General features: G+C 66.7%; 18 protein-coding genes. 10 read left to right on the top strand and 8 right to left on the bottom strand.

The annotated features are described in order from the left end of the window. Entirely contained in the window at nt 1-843 is an 843-nt protein-coding gene (locus tag ACIGKQ_RS08825) for a site-2 protease family protein (protein WP_396573249.1), read from the bottom strand. Next, on the bottom strand, nt 840-1,496 hold the full coding sequence (locus tag ACIGKQ_RS08830) for a hypothetical protein (protein ID WP_396573250.1): 657 nt from the start codon (nt 1,494-1,496) through the stop codon (nt 840-842). The genes ACIGKQ_RS08825 and ACIGKQ_RS08830 overlap by 4 nt, the downstream gene beginning before the upstream one ends. 79 nt (nt 1,497-1,575) lie before the next feature. Between ACIGKQ_RS08830 and ACIGKQ_RS08835 the strand changes: the two genes are divergently transcribed. Both ACIGKQ_RS08835 and ACIGKQ_RS08840 read left to right on the top strand, forming a co-directional pair. Next, the gene (locus tag ACIGKQ_RS08835) at nt 1,576-2,862 is read left to right on the top strand and encodes an adenylosuccinate synthase (protein WP_396573252.1); all 1,287 of its coding nucleotides are present in this window, start codon (nt 1,576-1,578) and stop codon (nt 2,860-2,862) included. Nucleotides 2,863-2,917: 55 nt separating this feature from the next. Continuing rightward, entirely contained in the window at nt 2,918-4,450 is a 1,533-nt protein-coding gene (locus tag ACIGKQ_RS08840) for an adenylate/guanylate cyclase domain-containing protein (RefSeq protein WP_396573254.1), read from the top strand. An 8-nt stretch (nt 4,451-4,458) separates the two neighbouring features. Here ACIGKQ_RS08840 and ACIGKQ_RS08845 read toward each other — a convergent pair whose 3' ends face one another. Then, the gene (locus ACIGKQ_RS08845) at nt 4,459-6,402 is read right to left on the bottom strand and encodes an HNH endonuclease signature motif containing protein (RefSeq protein WP_396573255.1); all 1,944 of its coding nucleotides are present in this window, start codon (nt 6,400-6,402) and stop codon (nt 4,459-4,461) included. 756 nt (nt 6,403-7,158) lie between these two features. Between ACIGKQ_RS08845 and ACIGKQ_RS08850 the strand changes: the two genes are divergently transcribed. The 4 genes from ACIGKQ_RS08850 to ACIGKQ_RS08865 all read left to right on the top strand — a co-directional run bounded on the left by ACIGKQ_RS08850 (nt 7,159) and on the right by ACIGKQ_RS08865 (nt 10,604). Continuing rightward, nucleotides 7,159-7,473 carry a UBP-type zinc finger domain-containing protein gene (locus tag ACIGKQ_RS08850; RefSeq protein WP_235724456.1) on the top strand — a complete coding sequence of 105 codons (315 nt, stop codon included), beginning with the start codon at nt 7,159-7,161 and terminating at the stop codon, nt 7,471-7,473. An 81-nt stretch (nt 7,474-7,554) separates the two neighbouring features. Further along, the gene (gene purT, locus ACIGKQ_RS08855) at nt 7,555-9,423 is read left to right on the top strand and encodes a formate-dependent phosphoribosylglycinamide formyltransferase (RefSeq protein ID WP_396573257.1); all 1,869 of its coding nucleotides are present in this window, start codon (nt 7,555-7,557) and stop codon (nt 9,421-9,423) included. A 12-nt stretch (nt 9,424-9,435) separates the two neighbouring features. After that, nucleotides 9,436-9,915 carry a DUF456 domain-containing protein gene (locus ACIGKQ_RS08860; RefSeq protein WP_396573259.1) on the top strand — a complete coding sequence of 160 codons (480 nt, stop codon included), beginning with the start codon at nt 9,436-9,438 and terminating at the stop codon, nt 9,913-9,915. Then, entirely contained in the window at nt 9,912-10,604 is a 693-nt protein-coding gene (locus tag ACIGKQ_RS08865) for a YoaK family protein (protein ID WP_396573261.1), read from the top strand. The genes ACIGKQ_RS08860 and ACIGKQ_RS08865 overlap by 4 nt, the downstream gene beginning before the upstream one ends. Here ACIGKQ_RS08865 and ACIGKQ_RS08870 read toward each other — a convergent pair. From ACIGKQ_RS08870 to ACIGKQ_RS08880, 3 genes are read right to left on the bottom strand one after another with little or no spacing between them, the layout of a single operon-like run. Next, complete coding sequence (locus ACIGKQ_RS08870) at nt 10,564-11,409, bottom strand: ABC transporter ATP-binding protein (RefSeq protein WP_396573262.1); 846 nt, start codon at nt 11,407-11,409, stop codon at nt 10,564-10,566. The genes ACIGKQ_RS08865 and ACIGKQ_RS08870 overlap by 41 nt on opposite strands. After that, nucleotides 11,406-12,533: an iron chelate uptake ABC transporter family permease subunit gene (locus ACIGKQ_RS08875; protein WP_235724461.1), complete on the bottom strand. Its 1,128-nt coding sequence runs from the start codon at nt 12,531-12,533 to the stop codon at nt 11,406-11,408. Before ACIGKQ_RS08875 ends, ACIGKQ_RS08870 begins: the two co-directional genes overlap by 4 nt. Continuing rightward, a complete protein-coding gene (locus ACIGKQ_RS08880; RefSeq protein WP_235724462.1) occupies nt 12,530-13,579 on the bottom strand; it encodes an iron ABC transporter permease in 1,050 nt (349 codons plus the stop codon). The genes ACIGKQ_RS08875 and ACIGKQ_RS08880 overlap by 4 nt, the downstream gene beginning before the upstream one ends. A gap of 281 nt (nt 13,580-13,860) precedes the next feature. On the opposite strand from ACIGKQ_RS08880, the gene ACIGKQ_RS08885 reads away from it, so the two are divergent. After that, nucleotides 13,861-14,340: a hypothetical protein gene (locus ACIGKQ_RS08885; RefSeq protein ID WP_235724463.1), complete on the top strand. Its 480-nt coding sequence runs from the start codon at nt 13,861-13,863 to the stop codon at nt 14,338-14,340. Nucleotides 14,341-14,580: 240 nt separating this feature from the next. Here ACIGKQ_RS08885 and ACIGKQ_RS08890 read toward each other — a convergent pair whose 3' ends face one another. Together ACIGKQ_RS08890 and ACIGKQ_RS08895 are read right to left on the bottom strand one after the other, a co-directional pair. Then, nucleotides 14,581-15,978: an FAD-dependent oxidoreductase gene (locus ACIGKQ_RS08890; protein WP_287014728.1), complete on the bottom strand. Its 1,398-nt coding sequence runs from the start codon at nt 15,976-15,978 to the stop codon at nt 14,581-14,583. Nucleotides 15,979-16,131: 153 nt separating this feature from the next. Then, complete coding sequence (locus tag ACIGKQ_RS08895) at nt 16,132-17,163, bottom strand: ABC transporter substrate-binding protein (RefSeq protein ID WP_396573266.1); 1,032 nt, start codon at nt 17,161-17,163, stop codon at nt 16,132-16,134. 102 nt (nt 17,164-17,265) lie between these two features. On the opposite strand from ACIGKQ_RS08895, the gene ACIGKQ_RS08900 reads away from it, so the two are divergent. From ACIGKQ_RS08900 to ACIGKQ_RS08910, 3 genes are read left to right on the top strand one after another with little or no spacing between them, the layout of a single operon-like run. Then, nucleotides 17,266-17,772 carry a DUF4878 domain-containing protein gene (locus tag ACIGKQ_RS08900; RefSeq protein ID WP_235724466.1) on the top strand — a complete coding sequence of 169 codons (507 nt, stop codon included), beginning with the start codon at nt 17,266-17,268 and terminating at the stop codon, nt 17,770-17,772. Then, nucleotides 17,769-18,182 carry a rhodanese-like domain-containing protein gene (locus ACIGKQ_RS08905; protein ID WP_396573267.1) on the top strand — a complete coding sequence of 138 codons (414 nt, stop codon included), beginning with the start codon at nt 17,769-17,771 and terminating at the stop codon, nt 18,180-18,182. Before ACIGKQ_RS08900 ends, ACIGKQ_RS08905 begins: the two co-directional genes overlap by 4 nt. Further along, entirely contained in the window at nt 18,179-19,378 is a 1,200-nt protein-coding gene (locus ACIGKQ_RS08910; protein WP_396573269.1) for an O-succinylhomoserine sulfhydrylase, read from the top strand. The genes ACIGKQ_RS08905 and ACIGKQ_RS08910 overlap by 4 nt, the downstream gene beginning before the upstream one ends. Nucleotides 19,379-19,401 lie beyond the last annotated feature (23 nt).

Genomic DNA, 19,401 nt, shown 5'->3' on the forward strand with positions numbered 1-19,401 from the left:
TCATCGCCAGAACACGAACAGATTCCACCCGTAGGACGCGAGGACGCTGGGCACCCCGGACAGGCCGAACAGCCAGTAGACGAAGTCGAAGAAGGCGCGGTTGAGGAACGGGATGAACAGTAGTGCGAACACGATCAGGAAGCCGTACGGCGCGATCTTCTGCATCGAGAACCGGGTCTGCTCGGACAGATACGGTTCGATGGCCCCGTAGCCGTCGAAGCCGGGCACCGGCGCGATGTTGAGGACTGCGGCGGTGATCTGCAGGAATGCCAGCATCGACAGGGCGGCCCATAGATTGAGTCCGTCGGCGAAATACAGGACGTTGTCGCCTGAGTCGAAACCCTGCGATCCGTATGTGCTGGGTTGGGCGAATCTCACCACGATCAGCAGGATCGCGCCGATAGCGGCGTTGGTGAGTGGCCCGGCCAGCGACACCATCGTCCGTTGGGCCCGGGTGAAGCCGTGCTGGTGGACGTACACCGCACCGCCGGGAAAACCGATGCCACCCAACAGGATGATCAGTAGCGGCAGCCCGATCGACAGCCCGGGGTGGGTGTAGCGCAGCGGGTTGAGGGTGAGATACCCGCGCAGTTCGGCGTTGCGGTCGCCGAAGCGGAAGGCGGTTACTGCGTGGGCGAATTCATGCAGGCACAGCGAGATGACCCAGCCGGCCAGTACCAACAGCAGGGTGCCGCCGACCGACTCGAGGTTGCGGCCCGGTGCGGAGCCCGCGACCAGCCATCCGCCGGCCACGGCGGCCACCACCAGACCGAGGAACACCGGGCCGGGACGTACCGCGCGGATGATCTCGCGGGTCGTCGGACGCAACGGTGCCGAGGTCATGGCCGTACCAGGCGCAGGTCGGTGTCGTGCCGGTAGAAGGTGGATCGCTTGACCACGCGGGGATTCACCACGCCCTCCCTTTCGACGACGATGTTGGTGCCGCCGGTCTGGGCCGCGCGCCCGGTCAGCCAGCGGCCCGGCAGCAGCAACCGCTCCACCTGGGCGCGCAGGCCGGGCAGGGCAAGGGTGGGTTCGATGAGCACCGAGCGCACCTCGCCACGGAACAGTCGTTCGCTGTCGACGTAGGTCTCGCCGTGCAGTTTGGCGCCTTCGGCGCCGAGGTGTCGGGCTCGGCCGAGCAGGACGGTGGCCGCGTCGTCGCGGATCAGCGGTACCGAGGTCGCCGTGCCGTGTTCGGCGAGTTCCCGCGCTGCCGGTCCGTGCGGTAGGCCGTAGCGTGTGGAGGCGCCGGTGGCCTCCGCCGGTAGCAGGGCCACCTCCACGTCGAGGCGCTCGGCCAGCATCAACGCGGCCAGCACCTGGGCGAAGAAGGTGTCTGACTCGTCGGCGATGGTCGGGGCGACCCGCTCGGTGACGCGCGGTTCCACGAGGAGGCGGGTGACCGCGGGGTCGGCCACCGCCGTGGTGACCGCGGTGCGGATGGCGGTCTTGTCGTCGGAGCGGGAGGCCTGCGAAATCAGCGCAAAAGACACTCGAATAGCGTATCGACCCGGGCGAACAAGTAAGGTTGGCCTGTTGTTCACCCGTCCCGACTCGAAGGAGTAACCGACCATGGCCGCGATCGTGCTGATCGGCGCCCAATGGGGTGACGAGGGCAAAGGCAAGGCGACCGACCTCCTGGGCGGGAAGCTGCAATGGGTTGTCCGCTACCAGGGCGGCAACAATGCCGGTCACACGGTGGTGCTGCCGAACGGTGAGACCTTTGCTCTGCACTTGATCCCGTCGGGCATCCTCACCCCGGGAGTGAAGAACGTCATCGGTAACGGTGTCGTGGTGGATCCGGGGGTGCTGCTCACCGAGCTGGGTGGACTCGAGGACCGCGACATCGACACCTCGGGCCTGATGATCTCCGCGGATGCGCATCTGCTGATGCCGTACCACGTGGCGATCGACAAGGTCACCGAGCGTTTCCTCGGCAACAAGAAGATCGGGACCACCGGCCGGGGTATCGGGCCGTGCTATCAGGACAAGATCGCTCGTGTCGGCGTGCGGGCGGCCGACGTGCTGGACGAGAAGATCCTCGCCCAGAAGGTCGAGGCAGCGCTCGAGCTGAAGAATCAGATCCTGGTCAAGATCTACAACCGCCGCGCGCTCGAGCCGGCGCAGGTGGTCGATGAGGTGCTCGAGCAGGCCGAGGGCTTCAAACATCGGATCGCCGACACCCGGTTGCTGCTCAACAAGGCGCTCGAACGGGGCGAGACGGTGCTGTTGGAGGGGTCGCAGGGCACGCTGCTCGATGTCGACCACGGCACATATCCGTACGTGACGTCGTCGAACCCCACTTCGGGTGGTGCGGCGGTTGGCGCGGGAATCGGACCCAACAAGATCACCACCGTGTTGGGCATTCTGAAGGCGTACACGACGCGTGTCGGGTCGGGGCCGTTCCCGACCGAGCTGTTCGACGAGTGGGGTGCCTACCTCGCCAAGACCGGCGGAGAGGTCGGCGTCACCACGGGTCGGGCGCGGCGCTGCGGCTGGTTCGATGCGGTGATCGCGCGGTATGCGACCCGGGTCAACGGGATCACCGACTACTTCCTCACCAAGCTCGACGTGCTGTCCAGCCTGGACACGGTGCCGATCTGCGTGGCCTACGACGTCGACGGTGAGCGAGTCGAGGACATGCCGATGACGCAGACCGGTTTCCATCACGCCAAGCCGATCTACGAGGAGATGCCCGGCTGGTGGGAAGACATCTCCGGATGCACGACCTTCGAGGAACTGCCCAAGAATGCGCAGGACTACATTCTGCGTCTGGAAGATCTTGCCGGCGCACATATCTCGTGCATCGGGGTGGGACCGGGGCGCGATCAGACCATAGTGCGACGCAAGATCGTCTAGCTGCGTCATCGTGTAGGTGCGGTATCGGACGTCGAGTAACCGTCGAGGGGGCGGGATGGACCGGGGGAGTCGTGACTACGGATCGATCCTGCTCGGTTCGGCGTCTGAAGGCGGGTTCAAGCAGCGGGTTCGCATCCAGACCCTGCTGACGTCGTTCCTGTTGATCGCCAACCTGATCGGCGCGATTCTGGCGATCGCGTTGTCGGCGGTAGGGATTCCGGAGCCGTCGTTGTTCCAGGCGGAGCTGTGGTGGGTCAACTACATCGCGGTGCCGGTGTATGTGGCGGTGGCGTTTGTGGTGGGCACCGTGTTCGGGACCGTGGTGGTGGTGCGAGATCTGCAGTGGGCCATCCGGGATCGTCCGCCAACCGCCAAGGATGCCCGACGTGCGCAGCGCGCGCCCTGGCGACTGGTGTTCATCCAGGGTGCGTTGTGGGCGGCGGCAACCGTCATGTTCACCATCATGTACGGCGTTCTGGAACCGAATCTGATCCCGAAGATGTTCTTCGTGGTGGGGCTCAGCGGCATTGTGGTGGTCGCGATCTCCTACCTGCTCATCGAATTCGCGTTGCGGCCGGTGGCGGCCGAGGTGATCAGCGCCGGCTACCGGCGGCGTAAACGCAGTGGAGTCCGCTCGCGGTCGATCGTGTCGTGGATGGTGGGGTCGGCGATACCGATCATCGGCATCCTGCTGGTGGTGTTCTTCGGTGCTTTTCGGGATGACACGTCGAAACTCGATCTGTTCGTGGGTGTCACGGTGCTGGCCGTGATCGCGTTGTCGACAGGGTTGCTGCTGACGGTGCTGACCAGTATCAGTGTGACGGCGCCGATCCGGAGTGTGCGTACCGCGATGAACCGGGTGCAGAGCGGCCGGATCTCGGATGTCGATCTCGTTGTCTACGATGGCACCGAGCTCGGTGATCTGCAGGTGGGTTTCAACAGCATGGTGGGCGGATTGCGTGAGCGCGAACGCATGCGGGATCTGTTCGGTCGTCATGTGGGACGCGATGTGGCCGAGGCGGCGTTGGCTCAGGACCCCGAGCTCGGCGGCGCCGAGCGCACTGTGGCGGTGGTGTTCGTCGACGTGATCGGATCCACGACGCTGGCGCAGGGGCGTAGTCCGAGCGAGGTCGTCGAGATCCTGAATAGGTTCTTCGCCGTGATCGTGGCAGCAGTGGAACGTGGTCAGGGGTTGGTGAACAAATTCGAAGGGGATGCGGTGCTCGCCATTTTCGGAGCTCCGCTCGAGATCGACGATCCGGCGGGTGCGGCTTTGATGGCGGCCCGCGACATCGCGAGCGGCCTGGCGCATGAGGTTCCGGACATCTCCGCGGGCATCGGCGTCAGCTACGGGACGGTGGTGGCCGGAAATGTGGGCGCCATCGAGCGATTCGAGTACACGGTGATCGGCGATCCGGTCAACGAGAGTGCGCGGTTGTCGGAGCTGGCCAAGCGCGATCCGCGCCGTCCGTTGGCTTCCGGACGGGCTGTGGATGCAGCCGACGGTGAGGCGACGTCATGGGAACGGCAAGAAAGCACAACGCTTCGTGGACGCAGCGAAGAAACGGTGGTGTACGCGGCGCTGTAGCGCATGCGTCAGCGCGGGTAGGTGACGATGATCTGGCCGGTGCGGGCGTTGCGCCAGGTGATGGTGCGGTCGGTGTGCATGGTCGGTATCCACGGCCCGTCGTGTTTGCGGTCGTGGTCGGGTCGGCACAGGGGTGCGAGGTTGAAGGCCACGGTCCAGCCACCGGCCACCGGGTCGGCATGGCAGAACTTGGACAGGTGGTCGAGTTCGCACTCCTCAGACGGTCGGCCGCAGTAGGGGTAGCGGCAGCGTCGGTCGAGCTGGATGATCTCGGCGCGTAGGGCTGCTGACGGTTTATAGGTCAGTGCCCCGGGTGGTGGGGTGGCGAACCCGCCGTGGCCGGTGGGGTCGATGGGTGGGGCTGGTGTGCGGTTGCCGAAGATGATCAACCCGCTGGCGGTGCGGGTTTCGCTGGGGCGGGCGGTGACGGTCGTGGCGTGCGGTGCGATCCGAGCGGCGTGGGCCGGATCGATGGCGCCGTAGCCCATCAGGCGGGTGGGGTCGAGACCGGTCGGGTCGCGTAGCAGGGTCAGGCCGGGGACGATGAGGTCGGAGTCGGAGTCGGCGGAGTTGTCGGCTGCCGCGCCGTCTGCGGTGGCATCGTGATCGGTGGGTGGTGCGGTGATGAAGTCTCGTCGCGGTTCCGGGGAGGGCGCGACATCCTCAGCGGTGTCATCGGCATCGATTCCGGTGCCAGACTGTTCGCTCTCGCCCTCGATGTCACGGTCGGCGTCGATGTCGGCGAGGGTGATCGGCTGTTCTTCTGCCGCGTCAGGCCCACCCGTCGCGGGTTCGTCGGCGGTCTGGCCCGATGCGCTGGCCTCGTCAGCCGTGCTGGTGTCGACCGACGCGTCGCGCTCACCGTCGGTGACCAAACTCGGGGTGGCATCCGTGGTCTGCCCCCGGCTGCTGGTACGAGTCTGGCGGGTGGGGCAGGTGTCGTCGCCGCAGTGGCAGCGCAGCTTTGCGCCGGGGGCTTTGATGATTTCGGCGAACGCGGCCACGCGTTGGGCTTTGATGCTGCGCCCATCACGGCGACACACCCGTCGTCCGATGAGGGCGCTGATGCGGTCGCGCAGGTGTACGCCGTGTTCGGCGGGGATGCAGGCATCGACGGTCATGTGCCCGAACGCTTCGTTACCGATCGTCACATCCCCGAACAGATCGGTGATGTCATCGCGCGTCTCGGCCGCCCGATCAGGATCAAGACTGATGATGATCGCGTCGAGATCATCTCGCAGGGCGGTGTCGGTGGTGGGTCGGCTGGCCAGATCGAGCACCACATCATCGAAATCCCACGGCTCATCCTCGTCGGCATCGTCACCGGCGGGATCGTCGGTGGCGGCAGGGTCGGTCTCGGACGCAGCATCATCGGAGCCGCCATCATCAGTGCCGTCGCCGTCGGAGCCGTCACCGTCGGTGCCGGGATCGAGGTCAGATTCGGGGTCGTCGAGGTCGAGGGTGAGTTCCTCGTCGACATTGTCGGTGTCGGTATCGGTTTCGTCGGTGGTTTCGGCGTTGTCGGCGAGTTCGCCGAGTCGTGCTCGCAGATCGCCGGTGGGGCCGGTGGCGGCGCCGCGGATGGCCACACCCAGCCGGTGAGGTCTCAAATCGCCGGCACGGAAGGCGTCACGGATCTTGGGGTGCTCGTCGAGTAATTCGTCGAGACTGACCCATTCACCGGCTTGACGTCGAGAAACACCCAACTGCAGCGAGATTTCGCCTTTCGCGGCCTTGTCGGCGGCGTTGCGGATTCGGTTCGGAACGAAATCGTTGTATCCGGCGAGACGCTCGTTGTAGGTGGATTGCCCGATCTGACGGGCGATCTGCATCGCGATTGCCTGGGCTTGGTTACTCAGCCGCAACAGATCGCGACCGTACTGCGCCAATTCGTCGAGACTGCTGGAGGCCAGCAGAGCGTCGTCGGCGGCACGGTCGGTGAAGGTGAACACGAGACACTCCTTTCCGGCGAAGACGGTCTCTGAGGTCGGGATGGTTTGGTGGGGAACCGAACTGCTATCAGACTATCGGGCGGGTCTGACAACTTTGGTGCGTTGCGCGCGGGCTGTGGATGGACTTGTTCGGCGAGGTGTTGGGTTCAGGATAGCGGTGGGGTGTGACAGCTTGTCGTGGATGAGTGTGGTTGCGTCGGTGGGCCCTTCGTGACGCTTCCCTCGCAAGCTCGGACGCTCCTCAGGGATCAGGGGGCGCGGCTTTGTAGGCTCGACCGCTACTCATGGTCAGAGGCTGCGCTCGTTCCTCGACTTGTTTCTTTGGGTCAGGGCGCTTCGCTTGTTCGTCGCTGCGCTCTTTGTGGCTCATGACAAAGCCCTTCCTTTCCGATTCTCTGATTCTCGGGAAACGTTGGTGGGGAATCGAACTGCTATCAGACTATCGGGTGGGTCTGACAACTTTGGTGCGCTGCAAGTGGGCTGTGGATGGACTTGTTCGGTGAGGTTGGGTTCAGGATGCCGGTGGGGTGTGACAACTTCGTGCGTGAGTGTGGTTGCGTGGGTGGACCCTTCGTGACGCGGCCTCGCACGCTCGGACGCTCCTCAGGGATCAGAAATGCGGCCTCGCAAGCTCGGCCGCTCCCCCGGGGTAGAAGGCAGGGGACGTTCCTCGCCCGCTTCCGACGCGGCGTCAGTCGGTGCCGCTCGTTGCATAAAGCCCGACCCGGAGAGGGACGATCGGGGATGATGGTCACCATGACATTCGCCCGGGGTGCGCAATCGGACGCTGATCGGCGCTGCGTCGAACTCGCGGCCATCGGGGCCGACATCAATGCCGACCCCGAGCCGCGGAACGGTGACCGCTCGGCGTGCGAGGAATGTACTCAACTCGGTGAACACCACTGGGCGCACCTACGGATCTGTCTGACGTGTGGTCATGTCGGGTGCTGCGACTCGAGCCCGCGGCGTCACGCGGCAGCCCACTTCGACGAGACAGGTCACTCGGTGATGCGGTCGGCCGAGCCCGGCGAGGTCTGGCGATGGTGCTATGTCCATCAGTCGACGGACTGATGCGGGGTGCGGGCCGCCGACGATGCGGGACCGACGCGATCTGTTAGCGGCCGTGCACTGAACTGCACGTAGGATCTGGTCATGACGTCAGACAGCGACAACGCTTCGCAGGCGTCGGCGCCGGCGGGCGGAGAAGCCGCGTCGGCGCCGGACGCACACGCTTCCACCCCGGCAGAACACGCGTCGGTGGAGCAACCGCCGGCCGATCAGAAGCCATCCGACGCACCGGCCGACCACCAGTCGCCTGATCGTGGCCCGGAGCAGCACGTTCCGGCACCCGCGGTCGGACCGCCCGCGGTGATCGGCACGCCGCTGAGCCCGTCAGCAACCAAGGTGATGGTGCTCGGCGCCGGTGAACTGGGCAAAGAGGTCATCATCGCGTTCCAGCGCCTCGGCGTCGAGGTGATCGCCGTCGACAGGTACGCCGACGCGCCGGGTCAGCAGGTCGCACACCATGCCGAGGTCATCGACATGACCGACGCCGCGGCACTCCTGGCGCTGATCGAGCGCTACCGCCCGCATTATGTGGTCCCGGAGATCGAGGCGATCGCGACCGAGGCCCTCATCGAGGTGGAGAAGCGGGCGCTCGCCGAGGTCATCCCGACCGCACACGCTGTGGTTGCCACCATGAACCGCGAAGGCATCCGGCGCCTCGCCGACGAGGAACTCGGACTGCCCACCTCGCCCTATCTGTTTGCATCGTCGGCGGAGGAGCTCGAGGCGGCGGTCGCCGAGATCGGCTTCCCCTGCGTGGTGAAACCGGTGATGTCGTCGTCGGGCAAGGGCCAGACCGTGGTGCGTGCACCCGCCGACATCGGCGGCGCCTGGCAGAACGCGACGACCGGCGCTCGCGTGCAAGGCGAGCGGGTCATCGTCGAGGGCTTCATCGAGTTCGATTACGAGATCACCCTGCTGACGGTCCGCGCGATCGATCCCGTCACCGGTCGCCTCGCCTCCCATTTCTGCGCACCGATCGGTCATCAGCAGGTCGGCGGCGACTACGTGGAGAGCTGGCAGCCGCACGAGATGTCCACCGACGCGCTGGCCGCGGCGACCTCCATCGCGGCCCGCATCGCCACCGCGATGGGCGACGGGAAGCTCGGCGGTCGAGGTATCTTCGGCGTCGAACTCTTCGTCCAAGGCGACGACGTCTACTTCTCCGAGGTCAGCCCGCGCCCGCACGACACCGGATTGGTGACTCTCGCCACGCAACGCCTCTCCGAGTTCGAGATGCACGCGCGAGCCATCCTCGGCTTGCCCGTCGACGTCACGCTGGCCTCGCCAGGTGCGTCTGCGGTGATCTACGGTCAGCTCGACGAACCGGCCATCGGATTCGCCAACGTCGCTCGTGCGCTGGCCGTACCGGAAACCGACATCCGGCTGTTCGGCAAGCCGCAGAGCTTCCACCGGCGCCGCATGGGTGTCATCACCGCCACCGCCGACGATGTGGCCACGGCCCGCCAGCGCGCCGTCCAGGCGGCGTCGCTGGTGACGCCGGTGGCGGCGCGTCCCTTCGAACGGACTGTCCCCGAGCCGCTGGGTAACCCGCCGGTGCCGCCACCGCCCCGCCGTCCGGGGCCGCCGCCCGGTGCTCCGAATGTGCCGCCGCACGCCGGTCCACAGCAACAGCGCCCAGCTGGCGGGGCCTATCCGGCCGGACCGCGTCCGGCCGGCGCACCGCCGATTTCCGGGCAGCCGCCGCGCCCGGGCCCGGGTGGACGTCCGCCGCGGCCGACCCCTCCGGGACCGCCGCCCGGTGGCCCACGGCCCGGCCCACCGCCGCAGCGCGGACCGCAACCACCACGCGGCGGCGCGCCCGGACGCCCCGTCGGGCCGCCGCCCGGACGGCCCGGTCCGCCGCCGGGACCCACCCCTCCACCGGCATCGCGTCCGGCCGGGCCCACGGCGAATCGCCAGGCCGACGAACCGTCGCGCGCCTCGGTCGACTGACCCCAACCGACGATGTCGCTGGGTGGGGAACTGCTCATCGGAGCGGTCATCCTGGTCGGTCTGCTGGGCATCGTCTTCCCGGTGCTGCCTGGAAGCATCCTGGTGGCGCTCGCGATCGGCGTGTGGGCGGTCGCGGTCGGCGGCTGGGCGTGGGGCATCTTCGCCGCCGCCGCGGCTGTCATCGTCATCGGTGAAGTGGTCAAGTATCTGGTCGCCGGGCGGTCGTTGAAGGCCTCCGGTGTGCCGAACACCACCATCGCCGTCGGCGGGGTCCTCGGCATCATCGGGTTCTTCGTGATCCCGGTGATCGGACTGTTCATCGGCTTCGTGGTCGGCGCCATGATCGCCGAGCTGGTCCGCACCCGAAGCGCTCAGGCCGCCTGGCGGGGCACCGTGTCGTCGGCGAAGGCCGCGGCCATCACCATCGGCATCGAGTTGTTCGCCGCGTTGCTCGGCACCGCGATCTGGCTTGTCGGGGCAGGGATCTGGTGACCCGGCCGGCTGCGGGGATCATCTCTGCCGCAACGCTGCTGCTGGTCGCCGGATTCGTCGACGCCATCGCCTTCATCTACCTGCAGGCAAACTTCGTGTCCTTCATGTCCGGCAACACCACCGTGATGGGTGTGTCGCCTAGCCTGGGGCACTGGTCAGATGTGGGGATATGCGCCGGGCTGATCGCGCTGTTCTTCGCCGGTGTGTTCGTGGGCTCGGTCATCAACCGCACCCGCCGACGCCCCCGGGAATGGCTGCTGTGGACGGTGACGGGCACCATGGCTCTGGGTGCCACAGTTGCCGGCCTGCAACCGGATTCGTCGGGACAAGGCATCGCCGGGGCGGGCGTGACCGGCATGCTGGTGGTGGCGGTCGCGACCGGCATGATCAATGCGATCTTCGAACGGGACGCCGCGGTGCCCTACGGACTCACCTACGTCACCGGCACATTGGTACGTTCGGCTCGGCAACTCGCCGATACGGTGGTGACGCGCGGGGATCACACCGACGCTCCGCGTCGGGCGTGGCTGAAATCGCTGGGAATGTGGTCGCTGCTCGCCGTCGGCGCCGTCGGCGGGGGCTACGGCTTCCGATGGTTGACGTTGGCCGCGTTGTGGATTCCGGTAGTCGCACTGCTCGTCATGGCGCTCACGACCGCACTGGCGCGTGTCGTGAACCGAGCGGGATGATCATCGGCCCACCGGCGACCGGGTCCTCCATCACGTGGGCCTGGAGACCGAAGGCGTCCTCGAGGAGGTCGGCAGTGACGACGTCGTCGGGTCGACCCTGCGCGACGATCTGTCCCGCCCGCATCACGAACAGTGAATCGCTGTAGCGGGCAGCGAGATTGAGGTCGTGCAGCACCATCACCACGGTCTTGCCGTGCTCGGTGCGCAACGTGCGTACCAAATCGAGGATCTCCACGGAGTGCGCGAGATCGAGGTAGGTGGTCGGTTCGTCGAGCAACAGCAGATCGGTCTCCTGGGCCAGCGTCAGCGCGATCCACACCCGCTGTCGTTGTCCGCCGGACAACGCGTCGATGGGGCGGTCGGCCAGATCGGCGGTCTCGGTCTGCGCCAACGCCCGAGCCACCGCGGCTTCGTCCGCCGCGGTCGCCTGCTGATACCACCGCTGGTGCGGATGACGGCCGCGGATGACCAGGTCGGCGACGGTCAGACCTTCGGGCGCAACGGGATTCTGCGGCAGCAGACCCAGCGCGCGGGCCACCGATTTCGGCCGCATCCGGTTGATGTCTTCGTCGTCGAGATAGACGGTGCCGGCGCGGGGCGGCAACAACCGCGACAGCGCACGCAGCAACGTCGACTTCCCACATCCGTTGGGACCGATGATCGTGGTGATCTGGGCGTCGGGGATGGCGATGTCCAGATCGGTGATCACCGTCCGCTCGTCGTAGCCGACGCTGAGCCCTTCTGCACGCAGCCGACACCGCCCGTTGTTCGGGGAGGTGACGTCGGTGCCGAAACCGTTGGTCATACGGTGGCCTTTCGGGACATGGTGATCATGAGGTAGATGAGGAACGGTCCGCCGATCGCGGCGGTGACGATGCCCACCGGCAGGTTGCCGGGCAGCACCGTTCGGCACAGCAGGTCGCCGCCGAGGACCAGCATCGCGCCGATCAGTCCGGACGCCAGGGGCGTCGGCTGCGACGATCCGGTGAGTCGCAGGGCGATCTGCGGTGCGAGCAGCGCGACGAACGCGATCGGTCCGGCCGCCGACACGCACAGCGCGGTGACGAACACCGCGACCAGCAGCACCACTGCGGTGACCCGGCCGGCGTTCACACCGAGCCCGCGGGCGATGTCGGGTCCGAGGCCCAGCACACCGATCGGGCGCGACAACCCGAGCACCATGGTCACACCGACCGCCACCGCGATCAGCGACGGCCACACGTCGGTCCACGTCGCCTGCGACACCGACCCCACCAGCCAGGTCTGTGCGCGTGCGGCGTCGGCGATCTGCGCGCGGGTCAACATATAGCTGGTGAGCGCCTGCAGCATCCAGGTGACGCCCACGCCGATGATGACCAGCCGGAACGGGTCTATCCCCGAATTCGCCCGCCGCCCCGGCCAGGCCAGGATGTACATCGCGATCGCCGTCACGAAACCGCCGAGAAGGGCTGCCGTCGGGATGCCGAGGCCGGCGAGCCAGGCGCCCCAGCTGGTCGAGAACGCGATGGCCGCCACCGCGGCTGCGCTCGCCCCGGCAGTGATGCCGAGGATGTCGGGGGTCGCCAGCGGGTTGCGGGCGATCCGCTGGGTCAACGCGCCGGCCATGCCGAAGCCGAAGCCCACCAGCAGGGAGACGAGCGCGCGGGGCAGCGAGACGTCGAAGACCACCACGTTCTCGATGCGGGTTCCGCCGCCGAGCAGGACGCGCGCGACATCGAACGGCCCCATCGGGTAATCGCTGACACCGACGCTGAGCAGGAACAGCAGCACGGTGATCGCGGCGCCCACGAATCCCACCGTCAGCATGCGCGGCCGAATCACCCACGACGACGGTCCGATCCGCACAACGCGCCGGGTGGCCCGCCGCTGACCGGCGGTGGTCTGGTCGGGTTCGGGGGCCGGCGGCTGCGGCGCGACGTCGACGGTCATACGCTCACCAACTTCCGTCGACGCACCAGCGCGATCAAGAACGGCGCCCCGACCAGCGCGAGCACCACACCGACCTGGATCTCGCCGGGCCGGGCGATGACGCGACCCAGGATGTCACACACCAAGATGAGGATCGCACCGAGCAACGCCGAGTAGGGCACTATCCAGCGATAGTCGGGGCCGACGATCGCGCGGGAGATGTGCGGGACCACCAGGCCCAGGAAGACGATGGGGCCGCAGGCGGCCGTCGCGGCACCGATGAGCAGCGTGATGGTGAGGATGCCGACGGATCGGATCAACACCACCCGCGAGCCCAGCGCCTTGGTCATGTCCTCGCCGAGGCTGAGCACGTTGAGGAAGTAGCCGCTGCCCAGCGCCAGGATCAGTCCGAGGACGATGAACGGCAGACTCGCCGAGAACACGTCGAGGCCGCGGCCGGTGGTGGCGCCGACGTTCCAGAACCGCCAGGCATCCAACGTGACGCTGTCGGTGAGCACGATTCCCGAGGTGATGGCGAGTAGCAGCGCCGACAGTCCGGTGCCGGCCAGCACCAGTGTCAGCGGGCTCGCACCGGACAATGCGGACAGGCCGAACACCGCACTCGCGGCAATCAGGGCGCCCAGCAGACCGAAGGCCATGTAGGCGATCGGACTCTGGATGCCGAGCACGTAGACGCCGACCACCACCGCGCACGCCGCGCCGGCGTTCACTCCCAACATGCCGGGATCGGCGAGCGGGTTGCGGGTGTGGCCCTGGGCCAGCGCGCCGGCCGCGCCGATCGCGAGGCCCACGATCAGGCCGAGCACCGTACGCGGGAAACGGAGGTCCCAGACGATGCCGTACACGTCGTCGGCGCCGGGCGGGGGAGTGGGCGATTCCAGCACCAGCCACGGCACCCCGTGGAAGTCGGCGAGGGCCAGATGTGGCCAGCCGCCGGCCTGGATCGCGTCGAGAACCTCGCTCAAGCCGAGTTGGCGGGTACCGATGGCGACCGACGCGAGCAGCGCCACCACGAGAACCGCGGTGAGCAGCACAATCCCGGTCATTCGACGCACAAAGGGTTACCTTACCAACCTTTCCCGCCCCCGATGTCAGGGCCAAACGTTCCAATATCCGTTGTATAACGAATCACGCTCATGACTGTGAAGATGCTGAGCAGTGCGTAACGATTCGGCAGGCGCGGGCCGATAGTCACACCACACGTCGCAGAGACAACACGTCGCACGGACGTTGCGTCGACAGGCGCAACTCGTCGAGAAGTCGAAGCAGTCGAGAAGTCGAAGCAATCGAGAAGACAACAGTCGAGAAGACAACAGAGGAGAGGGCGATGAGAGCATCACTCAAGCGTGCGGGGGCAGCCGTGCTGGCCACGGTCGGCATCGCGGCAGGTTCGCTGGCAGGCACTGCGCCGGCACAGGCCGCGACTCCGGGTGATCTGCAGATCCTGGGAGGCATCGAATGCCATTTCGGTCAGTGGGGCCAGCCGTGGAATCAGGCCTGGTACATGTACCGCTGGATGACGGTCCGCAACATCGGTGACACCACCATGCACAACGTCATCCTCAACGAGATCAACGGCGCGTCGGTGCGCGTCAAGGAACTCAAGCCGGGTGAGTCGATGTCCAAGTGGAACGGTAACCGCTGGGTCCGTCCGATCGAGACCCGTTGGTTCGGCTGCTTCCCGTCGTCGATCTCCGGCTTCACCTTCGCCAACGAGGCCGAGAACCTGACCAACAACTTCGGCTACTGGCAGAACTTCCGCCGGATGGACAACCCGGGCCAGCAGACCCCGCCCACCGGTAGCTAGGTCTCCCGCCGTCGGCGCTGGGTAGCGCCGACGGCACCCAGTTTCGCGCCGACAGAACCCGGTTTCGCGCCGACAGAACCCGGTTTCGCGCCGACAGAACCCAAAAAATCACCGAGAGAACCCACGGTCTGTGATGACCGGCCCGCGAACTTGTGCGGGTGGGTTCTCTCGGTGATTTTTTGGGTTCTGTCGGCTGCCGTGCTGAGCGCGTTGGCGAGGTGACTCGCCAACGCTCGGGACTCAGCTGGAGGGGCGGGCGACCTTGTCGGGCTCGCTGGCGGCGAGCATGTCCTCGCGCTCGACGACCTTGACGCGTTCGCGGCCTTCGGCGGCGCCCAGGGCGCGCTCGTGCTCGTCGAGGCGGTACCAGCCGTCCCAGGTAGTGAACGGGATGCTCTTGGCCTCGAGGATCTCGATGAGGGCGTCCTCGGACGGACGGCTCGGCGAGAGCAGAGCGCCGTTGGTCATGTCCTCGAGAATGCAGTCGACGGTTTCGTTGGCGTCGCCCTTCGTGTGACCGATCAGGCCGACCGGGCCGCGTTTGACCCAGCCGGTGGTGTAGATGCCGGTGAGTTGGCTGCCCTCGTCGAACACGCGTCCGGCCTCGTTCGGGATCACGCCTGCCTGGTGGTCGAACGGGATCTGCGGCAGGTTGTCCGACAGGTAGCCGACAGCACGGTAGACCGCGCCGATCTCCCAGTCGGTGTGCTTGCCGGTCGGCTTGACGTTGCCGGTGCCGTCGAGCTGGGTGCGCTCGGTGCGCAGGCCGACGACCTTGCCGTCCTCGCCGAGGATCTCCACCGGATTCTCAAAGAAGTGCAGGTAGAGCTTGTGGATCGCGCCCTGCTTGGGGTCGCGGATGGCGTAGTTCTCGATGATCGTGGCGACCTGGTCGGTGATCTTGGACCCGCGGCGGGCCACTGCCGAACCCTCGTCGTACTCGATGTCCTCGGGTGCGACGATGACCTCGATGTTCGGGGAGTGGTCGAGTTCCTTGAGTTCGAGCGGGGTGAACTTCGCCTGCGCCGGTCCGCGACGCCCGAACACGTGCACCTCGACGGCCTTGTTGGCCTTGAGGCCCTCGTAGACGTTGGCGGGGATCTCGGTGGGCAGCAGTTCGTCGCCGGTCTTGGCCAGCACGCGCGCGACGTCGAGGGCGACGTTGCCGACACCGATGACGGCGACCTTCTCCTGATCCAGTGGCCAGGTGCGCGGGAAGTCGGGGTGTCCGTCGTACCAGGCGACGAACTGGGCGGCGCCGTAGCTGCCCTCGAGGTCGGTGCCGGGGATCCCCAGCGCGCGGTCGTCGGTGGCGCCGGTGGAGAAGATCACCGCGTCGTAGAGGTCACGGAGTTCTTCCAGTGTGATGTCGGTGCCGTAGTCGACGTTGCCGATCAGGCGGACCTGCGGCTTGTCGAGCACCTTGTGAAGCGCCGTGATGATGCCCTTGATTCGCGGATGATCCGGTGCCACGCCGTAACGGATCAGACCGAAAGGTGCCGGCATGCGCTCGAACAGGTCGATACTGACGCCTCGGTCCTTGGCGGTGTCGGACTTCATCAACGCGTCGGCGGCGTAGATCCCGGCGGGACCTGCACCGACGATGGCAACCCGCAACGGGCGGCTGGTGTCACTCATGGAATAGATGCTTTCCGTGGCTCTCTCGGTGACTTCCGGTGAAGAAGTCGGTGGCGGTGGCCGCTGACGCGGCGCCTATCCCTTCTACGGTAGGCGCTGATCGTCGTCGGCCAAAATCTCTTGTGAGGTAAACCTCACCTGTGTCCTCGGTGGTCAGCGCTGTGCGGCCGCCGAGATCGGCGCGACAGCCTGCTCGGCCACCCACGGGACGGTGAGCACAGTGGGCACCGACATCGCACTGCCCACCTGCTGATCGAGGTAGACCACGCGGCCCTCGGTAACCACCGGTAGCCGCGACCAGGCCGGATCGTTGCGCAGACGATCGTTGGCGCCGTCCCAGTCGACCGCGACCACGACGTCCACGCCGTTGAGCATGGACATGTTCTCGGCGGAGATCGAACCGTAGAAGCCGTTGGTGATGGCCGGTTGCAGTGACTCCGGAAACGTGAGCCCGTAGTCGGTGAGGGTCTGCCCGCGGCCGTCGGAGCCGGCATAGATCGACAGACCGCCGTCGGGCGAGGCCGTGACCACCACGCCGGTCTTGCCCGCGAATTCGGGATGCTGTTCGCGGATGTCGGCCAGGAATCCCTGTGTCTCGTCGATCTTGGCCTGCGCCTGTTCGGGTAGTCCCACGGCGCGACCGATCTGGGTCGTCTGCACGTCCCACGGCACCTGCCAATCGGGGTACTCGGCGGGGCGGGTGATGGTGGGTACCGCCTTCGACAGAATGTCGTATTGCTCCCGGGTCGGCGCGGCGCCGACGGCGGTGACCAGCTCCGGATCGGTCTGCAGGGCCAGCGGGATCTGACTGCCGAACTCTGCGGCGGCCTGCGGCAGGATCACCGGCTCCGCGTCGCCGAGTAGGTCGGCGTTCCAGGGTGTGCTGCGCTGGGTCGGATCGGCGAACGGCGCGATCGTCGTCGGTGTGATGCCCAGCGCCAACAGGGTATCGGCGTCGCCCACACCCATCGCCGCGACGCGTGAAGGCTGCTCGGTGACGGTCGTGGCGCCGTACTCGTGGTCGATGGTCACGGGCAGGGCGCCGGGATCGGCGGCCGGCATCGACGACGATGCGGCGTTGTCTTCATCGGGTGCGCTGCATGCCCCGACCGACAGTGCCGCGACGGCCACGAGTGACGTGATCGCGATCCGCACCGTGCGGGGGAGTGACCGATGTGCCTTCATGGGAGCCCTCACGTCGATTGGGTTGGGTACCCTAGCCTAACCGCCTGTGGCGGGCCGGTGCCGCGGCCAGGGGGTCTGACGACGGTCGATAGACTGCGCGCCATGGCCAAGCGTGCGGGTGATCAGGATCGTTCGGAGTCCGGTGGACCTTCCGACGGTCAGACCACGCCCGCGCCGACCTGGAAGGCGGCGTGGCCGTTCCTGGTGGCCCTGGGTGTGGTGGCCATCGCCGCGATCGGCATTGGCATCTCGTATCTGATCCGTCCCGCCGACGACCGCATGAGTACCGAAGCGCACATCCAGCATGCGGTCAACGATGCGTACACCGCTCGCAACGAGTTGGATTACACCCGTTACCGGGAGGCCACATGCGCTGCGGAACTCGCCTCCGACACCTTCCCGGACAAGGACACCTTCGTCGAGCAGAACCGGGTCTCGTTCGAGGAGAACGGGCAGATCGTGATCCCGGAGATCGCCGACATCACCGTGAACGGTGACCGGGCGACCGCACAGGTACATTGGCATTTCGACGAGACACCGGACTCAGAACAGGTCACGGATGTGGTCGTGGTGCGAGAAGACGGGGACTGGAAGGTGTGTACGTCGTGAGCTACGCGGGTGACCTCACGCCCCTGGAGGCGTGGAAGAAACTGGAGAACGACCCCAAGTCGGTGCTGGTGGACTGCCGCACCCGGGCCGAGTGGGCGTTTGTGGGTGTGCCGGATCTCGAGGTCATCGGTAAGAAGACGGTGTTCATCGAGTGGAACACCTTCCCCGACGGCCGCCACAATGATGCGTTCGTCTCGCAGTTGCGCGATGCGGGAATCGCCGATGACGACGAGGTGATCTTCATCTGCCGGTCCGGACATCGGTCCATCGGGGCGGCCGAGGCAGCGACCGCAGACGGGGTCGACAAGGCCTACAACGTGCTCGACGGCTTCGAAGGTGGGCTGGACTCCGACGACCACCGCGGCAACGCGGGCTGGCGGGCACAGAACCTCCCCTGGCGGCAGTCGTGAGCAAGCAACTGCCCGAAGGTGTTTCGGCTGACACCCTGGCCGTGCGGGCCGGCCTCGATCGGTCCGGCTTCTACGAGACCTCCGAGGCCTTGTACCTGACCAGTGGTTACGTCTACGACTCGGCGGAGGCCGCCGAACGCGCGTTCACCGGTGAGGACGAGCGCTTCGTCTACTCCCGCTACGGCAACCCCACAGTCGAGATGTTCCAGGAACGTCTGCGCCAGATCGAAGGTGCGCAAGCGTGTTTCGCCACAGCCAGCGGAATGGCCGCCATGTTCGTCGCGCTCGGTGCGCTGCTGAAGGCCGGTGACCGCCTGGTGGCCGCACGCAGCCTGTTCGGCTCGTGCTTCGTGGTGTGTAACGAGATCTTGCCCCGCTGGGGTGTGGAGACGGTGTTCGTCGACGGCGAGGACCTCGACCAGTGGCGCGATGCGCTGTCGACGCCCACCACGGCGGTGTTCTTCGAGACCCCGTCCAACCCGATGCAGACCCTCGTCGACGTCGCCAAGGTGACCGAGCTGGCGCACGCCGCGGGTGCGAAGGTGGTGCTGGACAACGTGTTCGCCACCCCGCTGCTGCAGCGCGGACTCGACATGGGTGCCGACGTCATCGTCTACTCCGGGACCAAACACATCGACGGCCAGGGACGCGTGATGGGCGGTGCGGTTCTCGGCGAGCAGGAGTACATCGACGGCCCGGTGCAGACCCTGATGCGCCACACCGGGCCGGCGTTGAGTCCTTTCAATGCGTGGACGATGCTCAAGGGCCTCGAGACGATGCGGTTGCGGTTGGACGCCTCGGTGTCCTCGGCGTTGCGGATCGCCGAGTTCCTTGAGGCCGATCCACGGGTGGCGTGGGTCAAATATCCCTTCCTGCAGTCTCATCCGCAGTACGAACTCGCCAAGGCGCAGATGTCGGGCGGCGGCACCGTGGTGACCTTCGAGATCGCCGACCGCGACGGCGTCGGTGGCAAGAAGCGGGCCTTCGAGGTGCTCAACGGCCTGCAGATCGTCGACATCTCCAACAATCTCGGCGACTCGAAGTCGCTCATCACCCACCCGGCCACCACCACCCATCGCGCGATGGGTCCGGAAGGTCGAGCCGCCATCGGCGTCACCGACTCGGTGGTGCGGCTTTCGGTGGGGCTCGAGGGCGTCGACGACCTGATCGCGGATCTCGATCGGGCGCTGGGGTGAGGAAGTCGGCGGGCTGATCTCGA

Source organism: Gordonia sp. NPDC062954 (assembly GCF_044543825.1).
Taxonomy (GTDB): domain Bacteria; phylum Actinomycetota; class Actinomycetes; order Mycobacteriales; family Mycobacteriaceae; genus Gordonia; species Gordonia tangerina.